This window comes from Streptomyces sp. NPDC046887, from assembly GCF_040644755.1.
GTDB classification, from domain to species: domain Bacteria; phylum Actinomycetota; class Actinomycetes; order Streptomycetales; family Streptomycetaceae; genus Streptomyces; species Streptomyces lichenis.
Window position 1 is genome coordinate 60,979 of the sequence record NZ_JBEYXH010000038.1, and the last position, 16,836, is coordinate 77,814.

General features: G+C 72.4%; 12 protein-coding genes. 8 read left to right on the forward strand and 4 right to left on the reverse strand.

Features of this window, described 5'->3' with window-relative positions; translation table 11 throughout:
* Positions 1-46 precede the first annotated feature (46 nt).
* Positions 47-283, reverse strand: coding sequence for a hypothetical protein (locus tag ABZ945_RS27305; RefSeq protein WP_361274622.1), 237 nt, complete (start codon positions 281-283; stop codon positions 47-49).
* A 591-nt stretch (positions 284-874) separates the two neighbouring features.
* Between ABZ945_RS27305 and ABZ945_RS27310 the strand changes: the two genes are divergently transcribed.
* The 8 genes from ABZ945_RS27310 to ABZ945_RS27345 all read left to right on the forward strand — a co-directional run bounded on the left by ABZ945_RS27310 (position 875) and on the right by ABZ945_RS27345 (position 11,875).
* Positions 875-4,660 (forward strand): nitrate- and nitrite sensing domain-containing protein, encoded by a 3,786-nt coding sequence (locus ABZ945_RS27310; protein ID WP_361274625.1) that lies wholly within the window; start codon positions 875-877, stop codon positions 4,658-4,660.
* A 10-nt stretch (positions 4,661-4,670) separates the two neighbouring features.
* On the forward strand, positions 4,671-5,084 hold the full coding sequence (locus tag ABZ945_RS27315; protein ID WP_248632277.1) for a roadblock/LC7 domain-containing protein: 414 nt from the start codon (positions 4,671-4,673) through the stop codon (positions 5,082-5,084).
* A gap of 123 nt (positions 5,085-5,207) precedes the next feature.
* A complete protein-coding gene (locus tag ABZ945_RS27320; protein WP_361274628.1) occupies positions 5,208-5,615 on the forward strand; it encodes a DUF742 domain-containing protein in 408 nt (135 codons plus the stop codon).
* A complete protein-coding gene (locus ABZ945_RS27325) occupies positions 5,596-6,186 on the forward strand; it encodes an ATP/GTP-binding protein (protein ID WP_361274631.1) in 591 nt (196 codons plus the stop codon). The genes ABZ945_RS27320 and ABZ945_RS27325 overlap by 20 nt, the downstream gene beginning before the upstream one ends.
* A gap of 363 nt (positions 6,187-6,549) precedes the next feature.
* Positions 6,550-10,206, forward strand: a complete 3,657-nt coding sequence (locus tag ABZ945_RS27330; RefSeq protein WP_361274633.1) for a nitrate- and nitrite sensing domain-containing protein — start codon at positions 6,550-6,552, stop codon at positions 10,204-10,206.
* A 10-nt stretch (positions 10,207-10,216) separates the two neighbouring features.
* Entirely contained in the window at positions 10,217-10,630 is a 414-nt protein-coding gene (locus tag ABZ945_RS27335; protein ID WP_030980891.1) for a roadblock/LC7 domain-containing protein, read from the forward strand.
* A gap of 95 nt (positions 10,631-10,725) precedes the next feature.
* Positions 10,726-11,313 (forward strand): DUF742 domain-containing protein, encoded by a 588-nt coding sequence (locus ABZ945_RS27340; RefSeq protein ID WP_361274635.1) that lies wholly within the window; start codon positions 10,726-10,728, stop codon positions 11,311-11,313.
* Complete coding sequence (locus ABZ945_RS27345; RefSeq protein ID WP_071269896.1) at positions 11,294-11,875, forward strand: ATP/GTP-binding protein; 582 nt, start codon at positions 11,294-11,296, stop codon at positions 11,873-11,875. The genes ABZ945_RS27340 and ABZ945_RS27345 overlap by 20 nt, the downstream gene beginning before the upstream one ends.
* A gap of 140 nt (positions 11,876-12,015) precedes the next feature.
* Here the strand turns inward: ABZ945_RS27345 and ABZ945_RS27350 are convergent, their stop codons facing one another.
* The 3 genes from ABZ945_RS27350 to ABZ945_RS27360 form a co-directional block, all read right to left on the reverse strand.
* Positions 12,016-12,213 (reverse strand): acyl-CoA carboxylase subunit epsilon, encoded by a 198-nt coding sequence (locus ABZ945_RS27350; protein WP_361274639.1) that lies wholly within the window; start codon positions 12,211-12,213, stop codon positions 12,016-12,018.
* Positions 12,214-12,262: 49 nt separating this feature from the next.
* Positions 12,263-13,846 (reverse strand): acyl-CoA carboxylase subunit beta, encoded by a 1,584-nt coding sequence (locus ABZ945_RS27355; RefSeq protein WP_361274642.1) that lies wholly within the window; start codon positions 13,844-13,846, stop codon positions 12,263-12,265.
* 317 nt (positions 13,847-14,163) lie between these two features.
* A complete protein-coding gene (locus ABZ945_RS27360) occupies positions 14,164-16,620 on the reverse strand; it encodes a polysaccharide lyase 8 family protein (RefSeq protein WP_361274645.1) in 2,457 nt (818 codons plus the stop codon).
* Positions 16,621-16,836 lie beyond the last annotated feature (216 nt).

Sequence of the window (16,836 nt, forward strand, 5' to 3'; positions counted from 1 at the left end):
GCGACCGGGCCGGACGGCGAGGCCGGGACGGTCGGGCCGGAAGGTCTCAGACGGCGGGGGCGACCGCGGACTGGGGGAGCTGGAAGGCCTCGGGGGCCTCCATCAGGATGGTGCGGCGCGGGTTGGCCGTGGCGGCGGGCAGTTCGAGGGCGAACTCGGGCTGTGCGCCGCGCTCCAGATCGGCGGTGCCGTCGAGGTGCATCAGGGTGGTGCGGCGGGGGTTGGCGGTGGAGCGGATGACCGCCGTCGTGGTGACCGTCTTCGCCGTCTTCGTCGTCTTCATCGGTGGCTGTTGACCTCGGATACGGGCGCCGCGGGGACGCCGGGTGGACTGTTGGCCATCCCAAGTAAAGCGTCAGGCTAAACATGGGATTCCCGTGGAATGCCGGTATCAGGCAACGATCCATATGTGAGTTTGCTCACCCCCGGCGGGATGAATCCGGCATTCCGGATGCGTAACTCCAGGGCAGCAAACGGACATTCCGTGTGGGAATGCTGCATTCCGCTGCTGATCATGGCGACTGGGACACCGATCGCCGTGGATGCGCGATCGAGCGATACGCAGGGGAACGTCCGTTTGCTCCCTGATCGACTTCGACAGCAGGTGATCCCCTTCTCACCGCCTGTGTTCGAGTCGGGAGGCCGGATCGTCGGCCTTGTTGGAGATCCGGCACTGTGCTGGAATCTCCGCACCGTCGCGTACGAGAAACCGGCGCGCTGGGGCGCAGCGCGGCGCCGGGCGACGGTACGGGAGGGGGGACTGCGCCGGTCATCGACGACCACTTTCGAACAGGAGCGCGCTCGCGCTCCACGACGCCGACACCGTCCTCGCCGTTCACCCGGCGGGACGCCTGGTCCAGAGGTTGCGACGCTAGTGCAGGGACGTTTCAAGAGGGATGGCGCGGGGCGTCCCCAGGCCCGTAAGGGCCAGGGGGAAGCCGCAGCGGAGCAGGAGGCGTTCGGCGGGTCCGACCGCGGCTCCTCACCCCAGCACACCCGGAACCCGGGCCAGAGCGGCGGCGGCGAGCACCCGGGGCGCCCCGGCGGCCCCGGCCAGAACCCCGCCACCGCCGAGGACCCGGCCGCGGGCGGCAGCGCGCCCGGCGCCGAGGCCGGCACGCCCGGTGCCAAGGGCACCAAGGGCGGCGGCAAGTCCGGTGCCAAGGGCGCCGGCAAGGGCGGCTCGCGGGCCAAGTCGGCCACCCCCACCGACACCGGCTCCCGCCTCGCCCTGCGCAACTGGCGCATCTCCACCCGCCTGGTGGCGCTGCTGACCCTCCCCGTGGTCGCCGCCACCACCCTGGGCGGTCTGCGGATCAACGAGTCGATGAACGACATCGAGCAGCTGGACCACATGCAGCTGCTCACCCGGCTGACCCAGGAGGCGACCTTCCTGGCCACCGCGCTGCAGAACGAGCGCGACATGACGGCCGGTCCGCTCTCCAACGGCTACTCCTCGGACGACTACACGGTCGCCGACTGGCGCAAGAAGTCCGACCAGGCGCAGCAGCGGTTCCTCAAGGCCACCGAGGGGCTGAGCGACACCCAGGGCAACGAGGCGCTGCAGTCCATCCGCTCCAACGTGGAGCAGATCGCCGCGCAGGTCATCACCCTGGGCCGGATCCGCACCAACGCCTACTCGGACAACGCGCAGGACTTCCAGACGGTCCAGCGCTACGGCCGTCTGATCGACTCGCTGATCGGCCTGTCCCAGGACATGGCGCAGGCCACCAGCAACCCGGAGATGATCAAGCGGACCCGGGCCCTGGCCGCCTTCTCCTCGGCCAAGGAGTACGCCTCCATCCAGCGCGCGATCATCGCCGCCGCGCTGCCGGAGACGAACAAGGAGAAGGGCAAGCTCGACGAGAACGACCGCGAGTACGGCTACGCCGCGCACAGCGACGAGCAGCAGGCGCTGCGGTCGTTCGAGGCGGTCTACAGCTCGCTCGGCGGCAACGCCCAGGACCTGCTGTCGCCGCTGGGCGCCAACAACCCCTCGGTGCAGCAGGCCGAGCGGTACTCCGAGGGCGTGTTGCGCACCAAGGAGGGCCTGGAGCGGTCCGAGGCGCGCAACTACCTGGACTGGACCGACGCCGAAGAGCCCAAGATGCGGGCGATGAAGACCGTCGAGTCCCAGCTGCTGGGCGAGATGGAGTCCACCGCCCGTGAGCTGCGGCAGGAGGAGCAGCAGGACGCCCTGCTCAACGGTGCGCTGATCCTGCTGGTCCTCGGTGTGTCGCTGATCGGCGCCTTCGTGGTGGCCCGGTCCATGATCCGCTCGCTGCGCCGGCTCCAGGACACCGCCACCCGGGTCGCCCAGGACCGCCTGCCCGAGCTGGTCAAGCAGCTCTCCGAGTCCGACCCGCAGGACGTGGACACCTCCGTGGAGTCGGTCGGTGTGCACTCCCGCGACGAGATCGGCAAGGTGGCCGCGGCCTTCGACGACGTGCACCGCGAGGCGGTCCGGCTCGCCGCCGAGCAGGCCCTGCTGCGGGGCAACGTCAACGCGATGTTCACCAACCTCTCGCGCCGTTCGCAGGGCCTCATCCAGCGCCAGCTCTCGCTGATCTCCGAGCTGGAGTCCCGCGAGGCCGACCCGGACCAGCTGTCCTCGCTGTTCAAGCTGGACCACCTGGCCACCCGTATGCGCCGGAACGGTGAGAACCTGCTCGTCCTCGCGGGTGAGGAGCCGGGCCGCCGGTGGACCCGCCCGGTCCCGCTGGTCGACGTGCTGCGCGCCGCGGCCTCCGAGGTGGAGCAGTACGAGCGGATCGAGCTGGCCTCGGTGCCGGGCACCGAGGTGGCCGGCCGGGTCGTCAACGACCTCGTCCACCTGCTCGCCGAGCTGCTGGAGAACGCCACCTCGTTCTCCTCCCCGCAGACCAAGGTCCGGGTCACCGGCCACGCGCTGCCCGACGGGCGGGTGCTGGTCGAGATCCACGACACCGGTATCGGCCTCTCCCCCGAGGACCTGGCGGCGATCAACGAGCGGCTGGCCTCGCCGCCCACCGTGGACGTCTCCGTCTCCCGCCGGATGGGCCTGTTCGTGGTCGGCCGGCTGTCACTGCGCCACGGCATCCGCATCCAGCTGCGCCCCTCCGACTCGGGCGGCACCACCGCGCTGGTCATGCTTCCGGTGGACGTGGCCCAGGGCAAGAAGCTTCCCGGCAAGCCGGGCGCCGGCGGCCAGGGCGCTCCCGGCCAGGTCCCGGCCGGCGCGGGCAACGGCAACGGCCGTCCCGGTCTGCCGGGCCGTCCCGGTGGCGCGGGCGGCCAGCTCGGCGCCGGCGGCAACCGCGCGGCGCTGCCCGGCAACGGCGGCCCCGGCCGCGGCGGCACCCCTCAGAACGGCCAGAACGGCCAGAACGGCGGACTGCTCGGCGGCGGCCAGCAGGGCGGGCGCCCGCAGCGCCCCGCGCAGCCGCAGCAGCCGGGCGACCCGCAGCGCCAGGGCGCCGGGGCCTTCGGCGCCCAGGCCAACGCCGGTGGGGCGCGCGGCCCGCAGGGCCAGCAGGCTCCCCAGATCCAGCAGTCCCCGCAGGGCGGCATACCGACCCGCTCCGACGTCTGGGGCAACGGGAACGGCAACGGCGGCGGCAACGCCCCGCGCCCCGGCGAGCAGCAGCAGCGCCCGGCCGCCCCGGCCGCCGGCTCCCCGCGCGGCGAACTGCCCGGTGGCGCCCCGCAGCAGCAGCGCCCCCAGCCGGCCGCCTGGAACGCCGACGCCAACGCCGTACCGCCGCAGGGCCGCGCCCCGCAGGCGCAGGACGGCGGCTGGAACCCGGCGCCCACCGGCCCCGTGCCCTCCGTGCAGCAGGACCCGAACGGCTGGAACGCGGCCCCCGCGCCCGTACCGCCGCAGGCCCGGACCACCCCGCTGGACGCCCCGCGCGGCCACGAGGAGCCGGAGAGCACCGGGCAGCACGCCCGTCCGGCCGCTCCCCAGGACCCCGCGTCCACCGCGCAGTTCGCCCAGCCGGACTACGGTCTTCCGCAGGCTCCGGCCCCGCAGCAGCGGCCCGCCGGGAACGCGGACGGAGGCTACGGCGGCCGGCAGCGGCCCGGGCTCCCGGCGCAGCCCCGGCCCGAGGCGCTGCCCCCGGCCCCGAACGCCGGGGACGGCCGCACCCCGCTGTACGACACCCTGGAGACCAACTGGGGCCACGGTCAGAACGGCCAGGGCGGTCAGGCCGCGTCGAACGGGCAGGGCCAGCAGGCACCCGCGTACGGCCAGGCCCCGCAGCGCCAGGGCGGCCGCGGCTTCGACGAGACCATGCCGACCCCGGTGGTCCCCCCGCAGCACCAGCAGCCGCAGCACGGCGCGGAGGCCCCGCAGCCGTCGGACGCCTCGACCACCGGTTCCTGGCGCACCACCCCCAACGACGACCTGGGGCGCCAGGCCGAGCGGGTCCGCAAGCCCGCGGCCGGCGGCGTCACCACCTCGGGCCTGCCCCGCCGGGTCCCGCGCCAGAACCTGGTGGCGGGCACCGCGCAGGAGTCGGGCCGCCCGGCCGGTCCGGGTCCGCAGGTCTCGCGCGCGCCCGACGACGTGCGCGGCCGTCTGACCAACCTCCGCCGCGGTATCCAGCAGGGCCGCCAGGCGGGCGGTCAGTCCGGCGGCGGCTTCGGCGCCGGCACCTCTCACCAGCAGGAGCGTTAGTTTGAGACCGATGAGCCAGGCGGCGCAGAACCTGAACTGGTTGATCACCAACTTCGTGGACAACACCCCCGGGGTGTCCCACACCGTGGTGGTCTCCGCCGACGGACTGCTGCTCGCGATGTCCGAGGGCTTCCCGCGCGACCGCGCGGACCAGCTCGCGGCCGTGGCCTCCGGGTTGACCTCGCTGACCGCGGGTGCCTCCCGGATCTTCGAGGGCGGCGCGGTCAACCAGACCGTGGTGGAGATGGAGCGCGGCTTCCTCTTCATCATGTCCGTCTCCGACGGCTCCTCGCTGGCCGTGCTGTCGCACCCCGACTGCGACATCGGCCTCGTCGGCTACGAGATGGCCCTGCTCGTGGACCGCGCGGGCAGCGTCCTCACCCCGGACCTCCGGGCGGAACTGCAAGGCAGTCTGCTCCGCTGAGGCGCCTCGCGGCCCCACCCGCGAACCGCCGCCTCATCGCCCACTCACCGTCGGCCGCCCCCTCACGGCCCCCCACCGGCCCAGAATGACGACAGGCAGACCCTGCTGTCACTGGAGGACTCAATGACCCCGCCCCCCGCCTCTCATGATCCGTACGGCGTCTCGATGGACGCCGGTTACGGGGACGAGGGCGACCAGCCGCTGGTCCGCCCGTACGCGATGACCGGCGGCCGGACCCGGCCGCGCTACCAGCTCGCCATCGAGGCCCTGGTCAGCACCACGGCCGACCCCTCCCTCCTCGCCGGGCTGCTCCCGGAGCACCAGCGGATCTGCCACCTGTGCCGCGAGGTCAAGTCGGTGGCCGAGGTGTCGGCCCTGCTGTCGATGCCGCTGGGCGTCGCCCGCATCCTCGTGGCCGACCTGGCCGAGGCCGGCATGGTGGCGATCCACCAGCCGGGCAACGGAGAGGCCGGCGGCACGCCGGATGTGACACTGCTGGAAAGGGTGCTCAGTGGACTTCGGAAGCTCTAGCGGCGACGGGGCGGCCTCGGGCCGCTCCACCACCTCCGCGAAGATCGTGGTGGCGGGCGGCTTCGGCGTGGGCAAGACCACGTTCGTCGGCGCCGTCTCGGAGATCAACCCGCTGCGCACCGAGGCCGTCATGACGTCCGCGTCGGCGGGCATCGACGACCTCACCCACACCGGCGACAAGACCACCACCACCGTCGCCATGGACTTCGGCCGCATCACCCTGGACCAGGACCTGATCCTCTACCTGTTCGGCACCCCCGGACAGGACCGCTTCTGGTTCATGTGGGACGACCTCGTCCGCGGCGCCATCGGCGCCGTCGTCCTCGTCGACACCCGCCGCCTCGCCGACTGCTTCCCCGCCGTCGACTACTTCGAGAACAGCGGACTGCCGTTCGTGGTGGCGCTCAACGGCTTCGAGGGCCACCAGCCGTACACCCCGGAGGAGGTGCGCGAGGCCCTGCAGATAGGGCCGGACGCGCCGATCATCTTCACCGACGCGCGGCACCGCGCGGACGCCAAGTCCGCCCTTATCACCCTGGTCGAGCACGCCCTGATGGCTCGGCTCAAGTAGTCGCATACGTACGGCAGTTGCCGTATTCGGATGCAACGGCGGCGTGTGGTCCGGACCACGCGCCGCCGGAGACGTTCATAACGTTTCGACAGAGAATCCGGGCTCATCGGACACAACCCGCATCCGGGCGGTGCCGCTGCGCTCACCTGAGCCTCGCCTTTTGGCGGGGCTCGCTCTTTATGCCCGTTTTATCTCGCGCGCGGACCAGCGGTAACGATTGCGACGGGGGGTTTGGAACGCGGCGGTCTTACGTGCTGCAATGCCACGAACTCCCGAGTAGTCACGGCCCTGAAACAGTCGTCACGACCCGAAACAGAAGAAACGGCACAGCACAGGTGCCGGCGCCGAGAGGTTGTTGGTCGAGTGAGGCGAAGCACGAAGAGCGCCGCCAGTACGCAGGCGCGGGGCAACTTCACCCCGCCCGCGCGAACGGCGGCGCCGCCTGCCGATACCCCCGGAAGCCCCCCTGCCGCCCCCGTCCCCGCACCCGGCGGCGAGGGCGGTTCCGGCAGGCTGTCGCCGCGGAACTGGCGGGTGCCCACCCGGCTGAACGCCATCCTCCTCATACCCGTGCTGGTCGGCCTGGTCATGGGCGGCTTCCAGGTGAAGGCCGCCATCGACACCTGGCGCGAGGCCCAGGACGCCGAGAAGACGGCCCAGGTGGTACGGGCCGCCTACGAGTACGGGCAGACCCTCCTCAACGAGCGTGACATCACCGCCGCCCCGCTGCTCACCGCCAAGAGCGGCGAGGACCGCAAGAGGGACGCGGTCACCGACGCGTACGCCAAGACGGACGAGGCGAAGAAGAAGTTCGACCAGGCCGTGACGGACATGCCGTCCGGGCAGGGTCTGGAGCGCCGCCTGGAGCTGTTCCGCCAGGCCGAGCCGGAGCTCGCCAAGATCCGCGAGACCGCGTACACCCGGGCCACCGACCCGGTCCAGACCGAGCTGGGCTATGTCAAGGTCCAGCACTCGCTGATGGAGTTCGCCAACGAGCTCGGCCTCGGCACCGGCAACATCACCAGCTACGGCCGGATGGTCTACGCCCTCCAGCTCTCCCAGGCCGCCGAGTCGCTCCAGCGCTCCATCGGCCTGCACCTGCTGGTGCGGCCCAGCCGCTCCGACGCCGCCTTCGCCGAGCAGTCCAAGACCTTCAACTCCTACGTGTACCTGGAGCAGATCGCCCTCGCCGAGTTCCAGTCCGGCGGCACCCCCGCGGACGAGCAGCGGCTCGCCGAGGTGATGCGCGAGCGGGCCCGGGACGGCGCCGAGCGACTGCGCGAGGCCGGGCTGAACCCGCCGGTCAGCAAGGGTGAGAACCCCTCGGTGTACGACGGGATGGCCGCCGCCATCGGCAACGCCAAGGACGCCGACGAGATCAAGGCGCTGGCCGGCGCGGACGTCACCGCCGAGACCTGGATGGGCGCCGCCACCTCCAAGTTCGACGGCTACACCACGGTCACCGACGAGCTGGTGGACAAGGCCGTGGCCGAGGCCGCCGACATCTCCGCCGACGCCCGCAACGACGCCCTGATCATCGGCGCCATCGTGGTCGTCGCCCTGCTGGCCGCGTTCATCCTGGCCGGGATGATGGCCCGGCAGATGAGCCGCGCGATGCGCCAGCTCCGTACCGCCGCCTTCGGCATCGCCGAGCAGCGCCTGCCGATGCTGGTCGACCAGCTCTCCCGGACCGAGCCCGGCCGGGTCGACACCCGGGTGCAGCCCATCCCGATCGACTCCCGGGACGAGATCGGCGAGGTCGCCCGCGCCTTCGACCAGGTGCACCGCGAGGCCGTCCGGCTCGCCGCCGAGCAGGCCCTGCTGCGGGGCAACGTCAACGCGATCTTCACCAACCTCTCCCGGCGCAACCAGTCGCTGATCGAGGGCCAGCTGACCCTGATCACCGACCTGGAGAACAACGAGGCCGACCCGGACCAGCTGGAGAACCTCTTCCGGTTGGACCACCTGGCCACCCGTATGCGCCGCAACGGCGAGAACCTGCTCGTCCTCGCGGGTGAGGAGCCCGGCCGCCGCTGGAACCAGCCCGTCCCGCTGGTCGACGTGCTGCGCGCCGCCTCCTCCGAGGTGGAGTCCTACGAGCGCATCGAGCTCACCGGCGTCCCCGAGACCGACATCCACGGCCAGGCCGTGACCGACCTCGTGCACCTGCTGGCCGAGCTGCTGGAGAACGCCACCACCTTCTCCTCGCCGCAGACCAAGGTCCGGGTCACCGCGACCCGGCTGCCCGACGGCCGCGTGATGGTCGAGATCCACGACAAGGGCATCGGCCTGACCGCCGAGGACTTCGCCGACATCAACCACCGGCTGGCCAACCCGCCGACCGTGGACGCGGCGATCTCCCAGCGCATGGGCCTGTTCGTGGTCGGCCGGCTGTCCGACCGGCACGGCATCCGGGTCCAGCTGCGCCCCTCCGGCGAGCAGGCCGGCACCACCTCGCTGGTCATGCTGCCGGACGCGATCACCCACGGCGGTGGCGGCGAGCCCCTGCCCGGCGACGACTTCACCGTCTCCTCGATCATCCCCGAGCAGCAGTTCGCCCCCGAGCCGCAGCAGCCCGCGTACGAGGCGCCGCCGATGCGCACCGCCGCCGAGCTGGGCTTCGACGACTCCCGCTACGACCAGCCGCAGGCGGACGGCACCGCTCTCGACCCGGTGGGCCGCTCCCGGCTGCGGGACGAGCGCCGCGCCGCGCTCGGCGCCCAGCTGAACGGCTTCGGCGAGAACGGCACCAACGGCGGCTTCGGCGAGAACGCGAACGGCTACGCCGAGGGCGGGGCCGAACAGCACCGTCCGGAGCCCCAGGGCGCCTACGAGGGCTACGGGCAGCAGGACGGCGGCTACGGGCAGCAGGACGAGGCCTACGGCACCGGCGCCGATGCGGCGGGCGGCCCCGGCGGCTACCCGGCCGGAGGCGGCTACGAGCAGCAGCAGGCGTACGCCGAGCAGTCCGGCTACGACGGCGGCCAGGGCGGCTACGACGGCTACCAGGGTTACGAGCAGGGCCAGGCGGCCGGCGGCTACGAGCAGGACCCGCAGGGCGGCTACGACCAGGGCCAGGGCGGCTACGACCAGCAGCAGCCCGCGTACGGCCAGGAGCAGGGCGGCTACGAGCAGCAGCAGCCCGCGTACGGCCAGAACGGCCAGGGCGAGGGCTACGGCCCCGACGGCCGGCCCTCCGGCGAGTACCCCGAGCCGCCGGCCTACGCGGAATCCGGCCTCCCGATCCGCGGCGGCGCCCGCAAGCCCTCCGGCTCGTCCGGCACCACCGGCTCGTCCGGCTCGTCCGCCTCCTCCGGTGATGTCTTCGGCAACCAGCCCCAGCAGGCCGAGTGGGCCGAGCAGGGCGCGTACCAGGGCGGCTACGACGGCGGCTTCGGTGCCGAATCGGAATCCGCGCAGGGCACTTCCGCTCCCGAGAGCGCCCGCGACCGCGTAGGCTTCTCCTCGGGCCCGGCCGCGACCAGCGGCCACGAGATGACCGACGCCGGTCTGCCGCGCCGCGGCAGCAGGCAGCAGTCACCGGCCGCCGACCGGCAGCCCGCCCAGCAGACCACCACCCGCCCGACGACCGAGCCGCAGCCTTCGGCGACGCCGTCCGGGCTGGACCTGACCCAGCCGGTGCCCCAGCTCCCGCAGCCCGCCCAGGGCGGCGCGAAGGAGGGCGCGGAGGTCAAGGTCAAGGAAGGCCCCGACGACTGGCGTTCGGCCAACGACGAGCGCTGGGCGCGAGCCGGAAAGCTCCGCGACCCGAAGGCGGGCGGTGTGACCCCGTCCGGGCTGCCGCGCCGAGTACCCAAGGCCAACCTGGTCGAGGGGACAGCGGAGCAGACCCCGCAGGGAGGCCCACAGGTCTCCCGCGCCCCGGAGGACGTGCGCGGCAGGTTGAGCAACCTGCGCCGCGGTGTCCAGCAGGGACGCAGGCAGGGAACGGACACGAACGGACCGGCCACTTACGATCAGCACAGTGGCCCGGGTAGTACCTACAACCAGGAGCGTTAGTGTGAGCCCGATGAGCCAGGCGGCGCAGAATCTGAACTGGTTGATCACCAACTTCGTGGACAACACCCCCGGGGTGTCCCACACCGTGGTGGTCTCCGCCGACGGACTCCTGCTGGCGATGTCCGAGGGTTTCCCCCGTGACCGTGCCGACCAGCTCGCGGCGGTGGCCTCCGGCCTGACGTCGCTGACCGCCGGCGCCTCCCGGATCTTCGAGGGTGGCGCGGTCAACCAGACCGTGGTGGAGATGGAGCGCGGCTTCCTCTTCATCATGTCGATCTCGGACGGCTCCTCGCTGGCCGTCCTCGCCCACCCGGACGCCGACATCGGTCTGGTGGGCTACGAGATGGCCCTGCTCGTGGACCGGGCGGGCACCGTGCTCACCCCGGACCTCCGGGCGGAACTGCAAGGCAGTCTGCTCAATTAGCAGACGGACCGTGCGTTTCGCGCCACCGCACCATAGGGTGCGGTGGCGCGGCTCCAACGGGACATGGGGCGCGAAAGGCAGTCGGAGGAGGACACGTGGCAACACCCCCAGGCGGACACCACTCGTACGAAAGTGGTCACCACGCGCAGGGTGACACGGCACAGAACCGCTTCAACTTCCCTTCCGCGCCCAGCGGTCAGGGCGGTGCGCAGCCGCCCTACCAGCAGCCGCACTCGGCGCCGCCGCCGTATATGCAGCCTCGGGCACCACGGGTGCCCCAGGGGCAGCAGGGTGGTCAGGGCCGGCAGCGGCGGCGGGCCCCGGAGCCGGCCACGGGCAACCACAACCCGCTGGTCCGACCGTACGCGATGACCGGCGGCCGGACCCGGCCGCGCTACCAGCTCGCCATCGAGGCGCTGGTCAGCACCACGGCCGATCCGTCCCGGCTGCAAGGGCAGTTGCCCGAGCACCAGCGGATCTGCCGGCTGTGCTTCGAGATCAAGTCGGTGGCCGAGATCTCGGCACTTCTCTCCATCCCCCTCGGCGTTGCCCGTATCCTCGTGGCCGACCTGGCAGAGGCGGGGCTCGTCGCCATCCACCAGCCCGGCGGAGACGAGTCCGCCAGCGGCCAGCCAGACGTGACACTGCTCGAAAGGGTGCTCAGTGGACTTCGCAAGCTCTAGCGGCGGTGCCACCCGTTCAACCACCAGCGCGAAGATCGTGGTGGCGGGCGGCTTCGGCGTGGGCAAGACCACGTTCGTCGGCGCCGTCTCGGAGATCAACCCGCTGCGCACCGAAGCCGTCATGACCTCCGCCTCCGCGGGCATCGACGACCTCACCCACACCGGCGACAAGACCACCACCACCGTCGCCATGGACTTCGGCCGCATCACCCTGGACCAGGACCTCATCCTCTACCTGTTCGGCACCCCCGGACAGGACCGCTTCTGGTTCATGTGGGACGACCTCGTCCGCGGCGCCATCGGCGCCGTCGTCCTCGTCGACACCCGCCGCCTCGCCGACTGCTTCCCCGCCGTCGACTACTTCGAGAACAGCGGCCTCCCCTTCGTCATCGCCCTCAACGGCTTCGACGGGCACCAGCCGTACACCCCCGACGAGGTGCGCGAGGCGCTGCAGATCGGCCCGGACACCCCGATCATCACCACCGACGCCCGGCACCGCGCCGACGCCAAGTCCGCCCTCATCACCCTGGTCGAGCACGCCCTGATGGCCCGCCTGCGCTGACCGCGCTCCTCAGGATGTGAACGAAGGGCCCGCACCGGTCTGGTGCGGGCCCTTCGGCGTGCGGCGGGCATCTGGGGATACGGCGACGGGCCCCGCACCTCCTGGGAGGTGCGGGGCCCGTCGGCGTACGCGGGGCAGGCTCAGCGCTGCCAGCTGTGCGGGGCGTAGAAGCCGGAGCGGCGCTCCAGCCGGCGCCAGCCGGCCGTGGAGCGGACCGGGGAGGCCGGCAGCTCGGCGGGGCGGGCCCCGGCGCGGGCGAGCAGTACGGCGGTGACGGCGGCGAGCTCCTCGGGGCCGGCCTGGCCCTTCTCCACCCGCAGGAAGTCGGTGTCGGTCATATCGTCCTTGTCTCCGGAGTCTTCGAAGGTCGCTGAGTCGCTGAGGTCACTACTGGGGCGGGTTGCCGTGCTTGCGGGAGGGCAGGTCGGCGTGCTTGGTGCGGAGCATCGCGAGCGAGTCGATGAGGACCGCGCGGGTCTCGGCCGGGTCGATGACGTCGTCCACCAGGCCGCGCTCGGCGGCGTAGTAGGGGTGCATCAGCTCGGCCTTGTACTCCTTGACCATCTTCTGCCGCATGGCCTCGGGGTCCTCGGCGTCGGCGATCTGCCGGCGGAAGATCACGTTGGCCGCGCCCTCGGCGCCCATCACGGCGATCTCGTTGGTGGGCCAGGCGAAGGTGAGGTCGGCGCCGATGGACTGGGAGTCCATGACGATGTAGGCGCCGCCGTAGGCCTTGCGCAGGATGAGCGAGATGCGCGGCACGGTGGCGTTGCAGTACGCGTACAGCAGCTTGGCGCCGTGCCGGATGATCCCGCCGTGCTCCTGGTCGACGCCGGGCAGGAAGCCGGGGACGTCCAGCAGGGTGAGGATCGGGATGTTGAAGGCGTCGCACATCTGGACGAAGCGGGCCGCCTTCTCGGAGGCCTCGATGTCCAGCACCCCGGCGAGGGTCTGCGGCTGGTTGGCGACGATGCCGACGACCTGGCCGTCCAGCCGGGCCAGGGCGCAGATGATGTTGCGCGCCCAGCGCTCGTGAACCTCCAGGTAGTCGCCGTCGTCGACCAGCTCCTCGATGACCTTGGCCATGTCGTAGGGCCGGTTGCCGTCGGCCGGGACCAGGTCCAGCAGCACATCGCAGCTGCGGTCGGCGACGTCCTCGCTCGGGTGCGACGGCGGGTTCTCGCGGTTGTTGGAGGGGAGCATCGACAGCAGGTAGCGGACCTCCGCGATGCAGGTCTCCTCGTCGTCGTACGCGAAGTGCGCCACACCGCTGGTCTCGGCGTGCACATCGGCGCCGCCCAGCCCGTTCTGGGTGATCTCCTCGCCCGTCACCGCCTTGACCACGTCCGGGCCGGTGATGAACATCTGCGAGGTGTCGCGGACCATGAAGACGAAGTCGGTCAGCGCCGGGCTGTAGGCCGCGCCGCCCGCGCACGGGCCGAGCATCACGCTGATCTGCGGGATGACCCCGGAGGCCTTGGTGTTGCGCTGGAAGATGCCGCCGTAGCCGGCGAGCGCCGAGACGCCCTCCTGAATACGGGCGCCCGCCCCGTCGTTCAGCGAGACCAGCGGCGCCCCGGCCGCGATGGCCATGTCCATGATCTTGTGGATCTTGGTGGCGTGGGCCTCGCCCAGCGCGCCGCCGAAGATCCGGAAGTCATGCGCGTAGACGAAGACCGTACGGCCCTCGACCGTGCCCCAACCGGTGATCACACCGTCGGTATAGGGCTTCTTCGCCTCCAGCCCGAACCCGCTCGCCCGGTGCCGCCGCAGCTGCTCGACCTCCCGGAAGGAACCCGGGTCGAGCAGCAGCTCGATGCGCTCGCGCGCGGTCAGCTTGCCCTTGGCGTGCTGCGCCTCGGTCGCCCGCTCACTCGGCCCGGCGAGGGCCTCCTCGCGCAGCGCGCGCAGCTCGGCGACGCGCCCACGGGTGTCGGCCGGCTCGCTCTGGGTCTCGTCGACAACGGTCATGCCCCGACCCTACGGAGGGGGGCGAGGAAAACCCGCCGTTGACTCCGTACAGTCTCGCGCGTCATCTGCTGTGAGGGCTGAACAGAACCCCCGGACGATGCAGCCGTTCCGCCAGCCTCGGGGCGGCTCCGCTTGTGGAGATACGACAACCGGGTGAACGGCTCCCAACGGCGGGGCGAGCGGCCGGCGACCACCGGGACCCGGGCGCGGACGGCCGCGAACCGGGGACGGCGGGGCCGGGAGTGAGGGCGAGAGCGGGGCGGCGGGCCCGGCACCGACCCTACCGCCCGGGCCGCCCCGCCCGATCCCGACCATGGTCAACCGAGCCGTACCACCGCCCGGTGCACCACCCCCAATACCCCCGGAGTGATCCGCAGCCGGAGCGCGGAGCCGGTGCCCAGCACCTCCACCGCCGGGTCCTTGGAGACCACCGAGGCGACCGCCCGGTTCCAGCCGAGTTCGATCACCGCCCCGTCCCGCAGCGGGCCGGAGACGCAGACGGTGGCCGTGCCCCCGCTCTCCCGGATCAGCACCGAGGCGGGCGCGCTCGCGCTCACCGCCCCGGCCGTGCCCGCCACCCAGAAGTTGACCCCGGTCAGCCCGAGCGAGGGCACCCGCACCCCCTGCCGGTCGGCCGTGTTGGCGAGCACCGTCAGCCAGCCGGTGTCCGCCGCCCGAGCGGCGGTGGCCGCCGCCGTCGCGCCCGGCATCAGCAGATACGCGTATCCGGCCCCGACCGGATCGGTCCCGTGGTCGAACCACATCGTCAGATAGCGGCGGGTGACCGGGGTGGTGACCGAGGTCTTGTTGATGGTGGACCAGGCGCCGGTGCGCTCCTGCCGCAGCGCCTTCACAGTGGCGCCGCCCGTTCCCCCCGTTCCGCCCGTTCCGCCGGGAAACACGTATCCGGCGTGCCCGGCGAGATGCGCCCAGCGCGCCCGGGTGAGGGTGGCGCTCCAGCCGGGCGCGGTGGACTGGGCGGAGCCGTCCACGGTGAAGCCGTGCACCCCGGCCGCGCCCAGGTTGCGGTTCTCGACCACCGACTCCACACCGGTGCCGTCGGTGCAGGCGATGCCCGCGCCCAGGCAGACGACGGCGTCGTCCAGCAGGAACCAGGACTTCTTGGCGACCAGGGTGGACTGGAGCCCCTTGAGGTACTGGCCCACCGCCGCGTACGTCCCGTCGGTGGCGCCGCCCACCCAGCGGACGTCCGGCCGGGCCGCGCCCCAGGCCCCGCCCGCCGCGTCGGCGAGCACCTTGCGGGAGGCCGTGGTGCCGGGCAGCCGGTAGGGGTCCACGGTGGGCCAGAAGTCGTCACTGTACTGGCCGTTGGCGAAGTCGCCGCCCCACCAGTAGAGCATCCCGGAGCCGCTGTGCCAGCCGCGCAGATGCTCGCCGTTGCCGGTCTCGTAGTAGGTGATCCGGTCCGACGCCATGGACAGCGAGGCCGCCCAGCCGGGCCGCCGGTGCACGGCCCGGTCCATCCCGGCGAACAGCCGGTGCCCGACCGGCTCGGGGGCGCGCTCGCCGCCCGCCGCGTCCAGCGCTCGCAGCCGGGCCAGTTGGGCGACGGTCAGCGCGGGGCTGGACAGCATCGGGCTGAAGTAGTCGCGGGCGATCCAGCCCCGCACCATGGCGTTCCAGCGGCTCCGCTCGGCGGCCGAGGCGGTGGTGGCCAGCAGCGCGACGCAGGCGATGATCCCGTGGCCCCGGGTGTGGTCGTCCTGCCGCATCGTGCGGACGTCGTTCTTCTGCACGCCCCGGCTGACCGCCCGCCCGGAGACCGCGTCCATGGCGAGCCCGTTGAAGAGGAAGGGCGCGTACGCCTTCTCCACCGAGTCGAACACGGTCTGCCGCCCGGAGTCGGTGACCTCCCAGGCGGAGCCCTTCAGCAGGGCGAAGAGCAGCGAGAGCCCGCCGAGCATCACCGCCCCGTACGAACCGGCGTACGGGACGTACGTGTGCTGGACGAAGCTGCCGTCGGCGTAGAGCCCGTCGCCCTTGGTGACATACGGGAAGACCGGCGACAGCGCGTCGCGGGCGAGCGCCAGCTTCCCGGGCGTCCGGCCGACGACCCCGCGCAGGGCGAGCACCCGGCACAGGTCCACCCGGTTGGCACCGGTGGAGGTGCCGGTGTAGTTCGCCACCGCGCTGTCCGGCACGAAGTGGTCGACGGCGGCGGTGTGCGCGGCGATTCGGGCCGCGCCGAGGTGCTCGTAGAGCAGTACGTCGATGTCCAGCAGCGCCTGCGGGACGCCGATCTGCCAGTTGTACCAGTTGCCCCAGCGGGCCTGGCCCGCGCGGTACGCCTGGTCGTGCAGATGGTCGAGCCCGGTGAGGATCGCGGTGCGCAGGGCGGTGTCGCCGGTCGATCCGGTGCCGGGTTGGGCATACGCCTCGGCCATGGTGCGCAGCCGGTAGTAGCTGGCCTGGAGGCTTTCCGAGAAGGCGTACGACTCGGGGTCGGTGTCCGGCTCGGGGTCGGCGTACACCAGCTCGGGCCAGAGCGAGCCGTCGGCCGGGGCCATCGCGGCGCGCAGCTCCCGGGCGGAGGTGCCGAGGGCGGCCAGCCGGCTCGCGTAGGGCTCGGCGGCGGGGTCGAAGCCGGTGCCGAGCAGCAGGCTGCGCCAGGTGGCTCGGAGGGTGTCATAGGCGTCGGCGGCGTACGCGGAGGGGAGCGGGAGCGCGGTGACGGCGGCGGCGACCGCCCCGGCCAGCAGGACGGTGCGGCGGGAGGGCGGCTGGATCATGGGGTGGGTCATGGGGTGGGTCATGGCGGCGGATCTCTTTCTCTCGGCTCCGGGCGGTGGTGGTTCGGAGCGCCAGGTGACCGGCGGGGCTCGCGGGGTGGTGGTGGGGGGCGGGTGGCCGGCGGGGCTCGCGGGGCAGCGGTGGGAGGCCGGGTGGCCGGCGGGGCTCGCGGGGCGGCGGTGCGCCTACGGGTGGTCGGTCGACTTCCACCATCCGGGAACGCGCGGCCGGACCGTAAG

Bases quoted from the DNA above. Each gene is read 5' to 3' on its own strand.
- ABZ945_RS27305 (WP_361274622.1), bottom strand. From the start codon at position 283: ATGAAGACGACGAAGACGGCGAAGACGGTCACCACGACGGCGGTCATC.
- ABZ945_RS27315 (WP_248632277.1), top strand. From the start codon at position 4,671: ATGAGCCAGGCGGCGCAGAACCTGAACTGGTTGATCACCAACTTCGTG.
- ABZ945_RS27320 (WP_361274628.1), top strand. From the start codon at position 5,208: ATGACCCCGCCCCCCGCCTCTCATGATCCGTACGGCGTCTCGATGGAC.
- ABZ945_RS27335 (WP_030980891.1), top strand. From the start codon at position 10,217: ATGAGCCAGGCGGCGCAGAATCTGAACTGGTTGATCACCAACTTCGTG.
- ABZ945_RS27350 (WP_361274639.1), bottom strand. From the start codon at position 12,213: ATGACCGACACCGACTTCCTGCGGGTGGAGAAGGGCCAGGCCGGCCCC.
- ABZ945_RS27355 (WP_361274642.1), bottom strand. From the start codon at position 13,846: ATGACCGTTGTCGACGAGACCCAGAGCGAGCCGGCCGACACCCGTGGG.
- ABZ945_RS27360 (WP_361274645.1), bottom strand. From the start codon at position 16,620: ATGACCCACCCCATGACCCACCCCATGATCCAGCCGCCCTCCCGCCGC.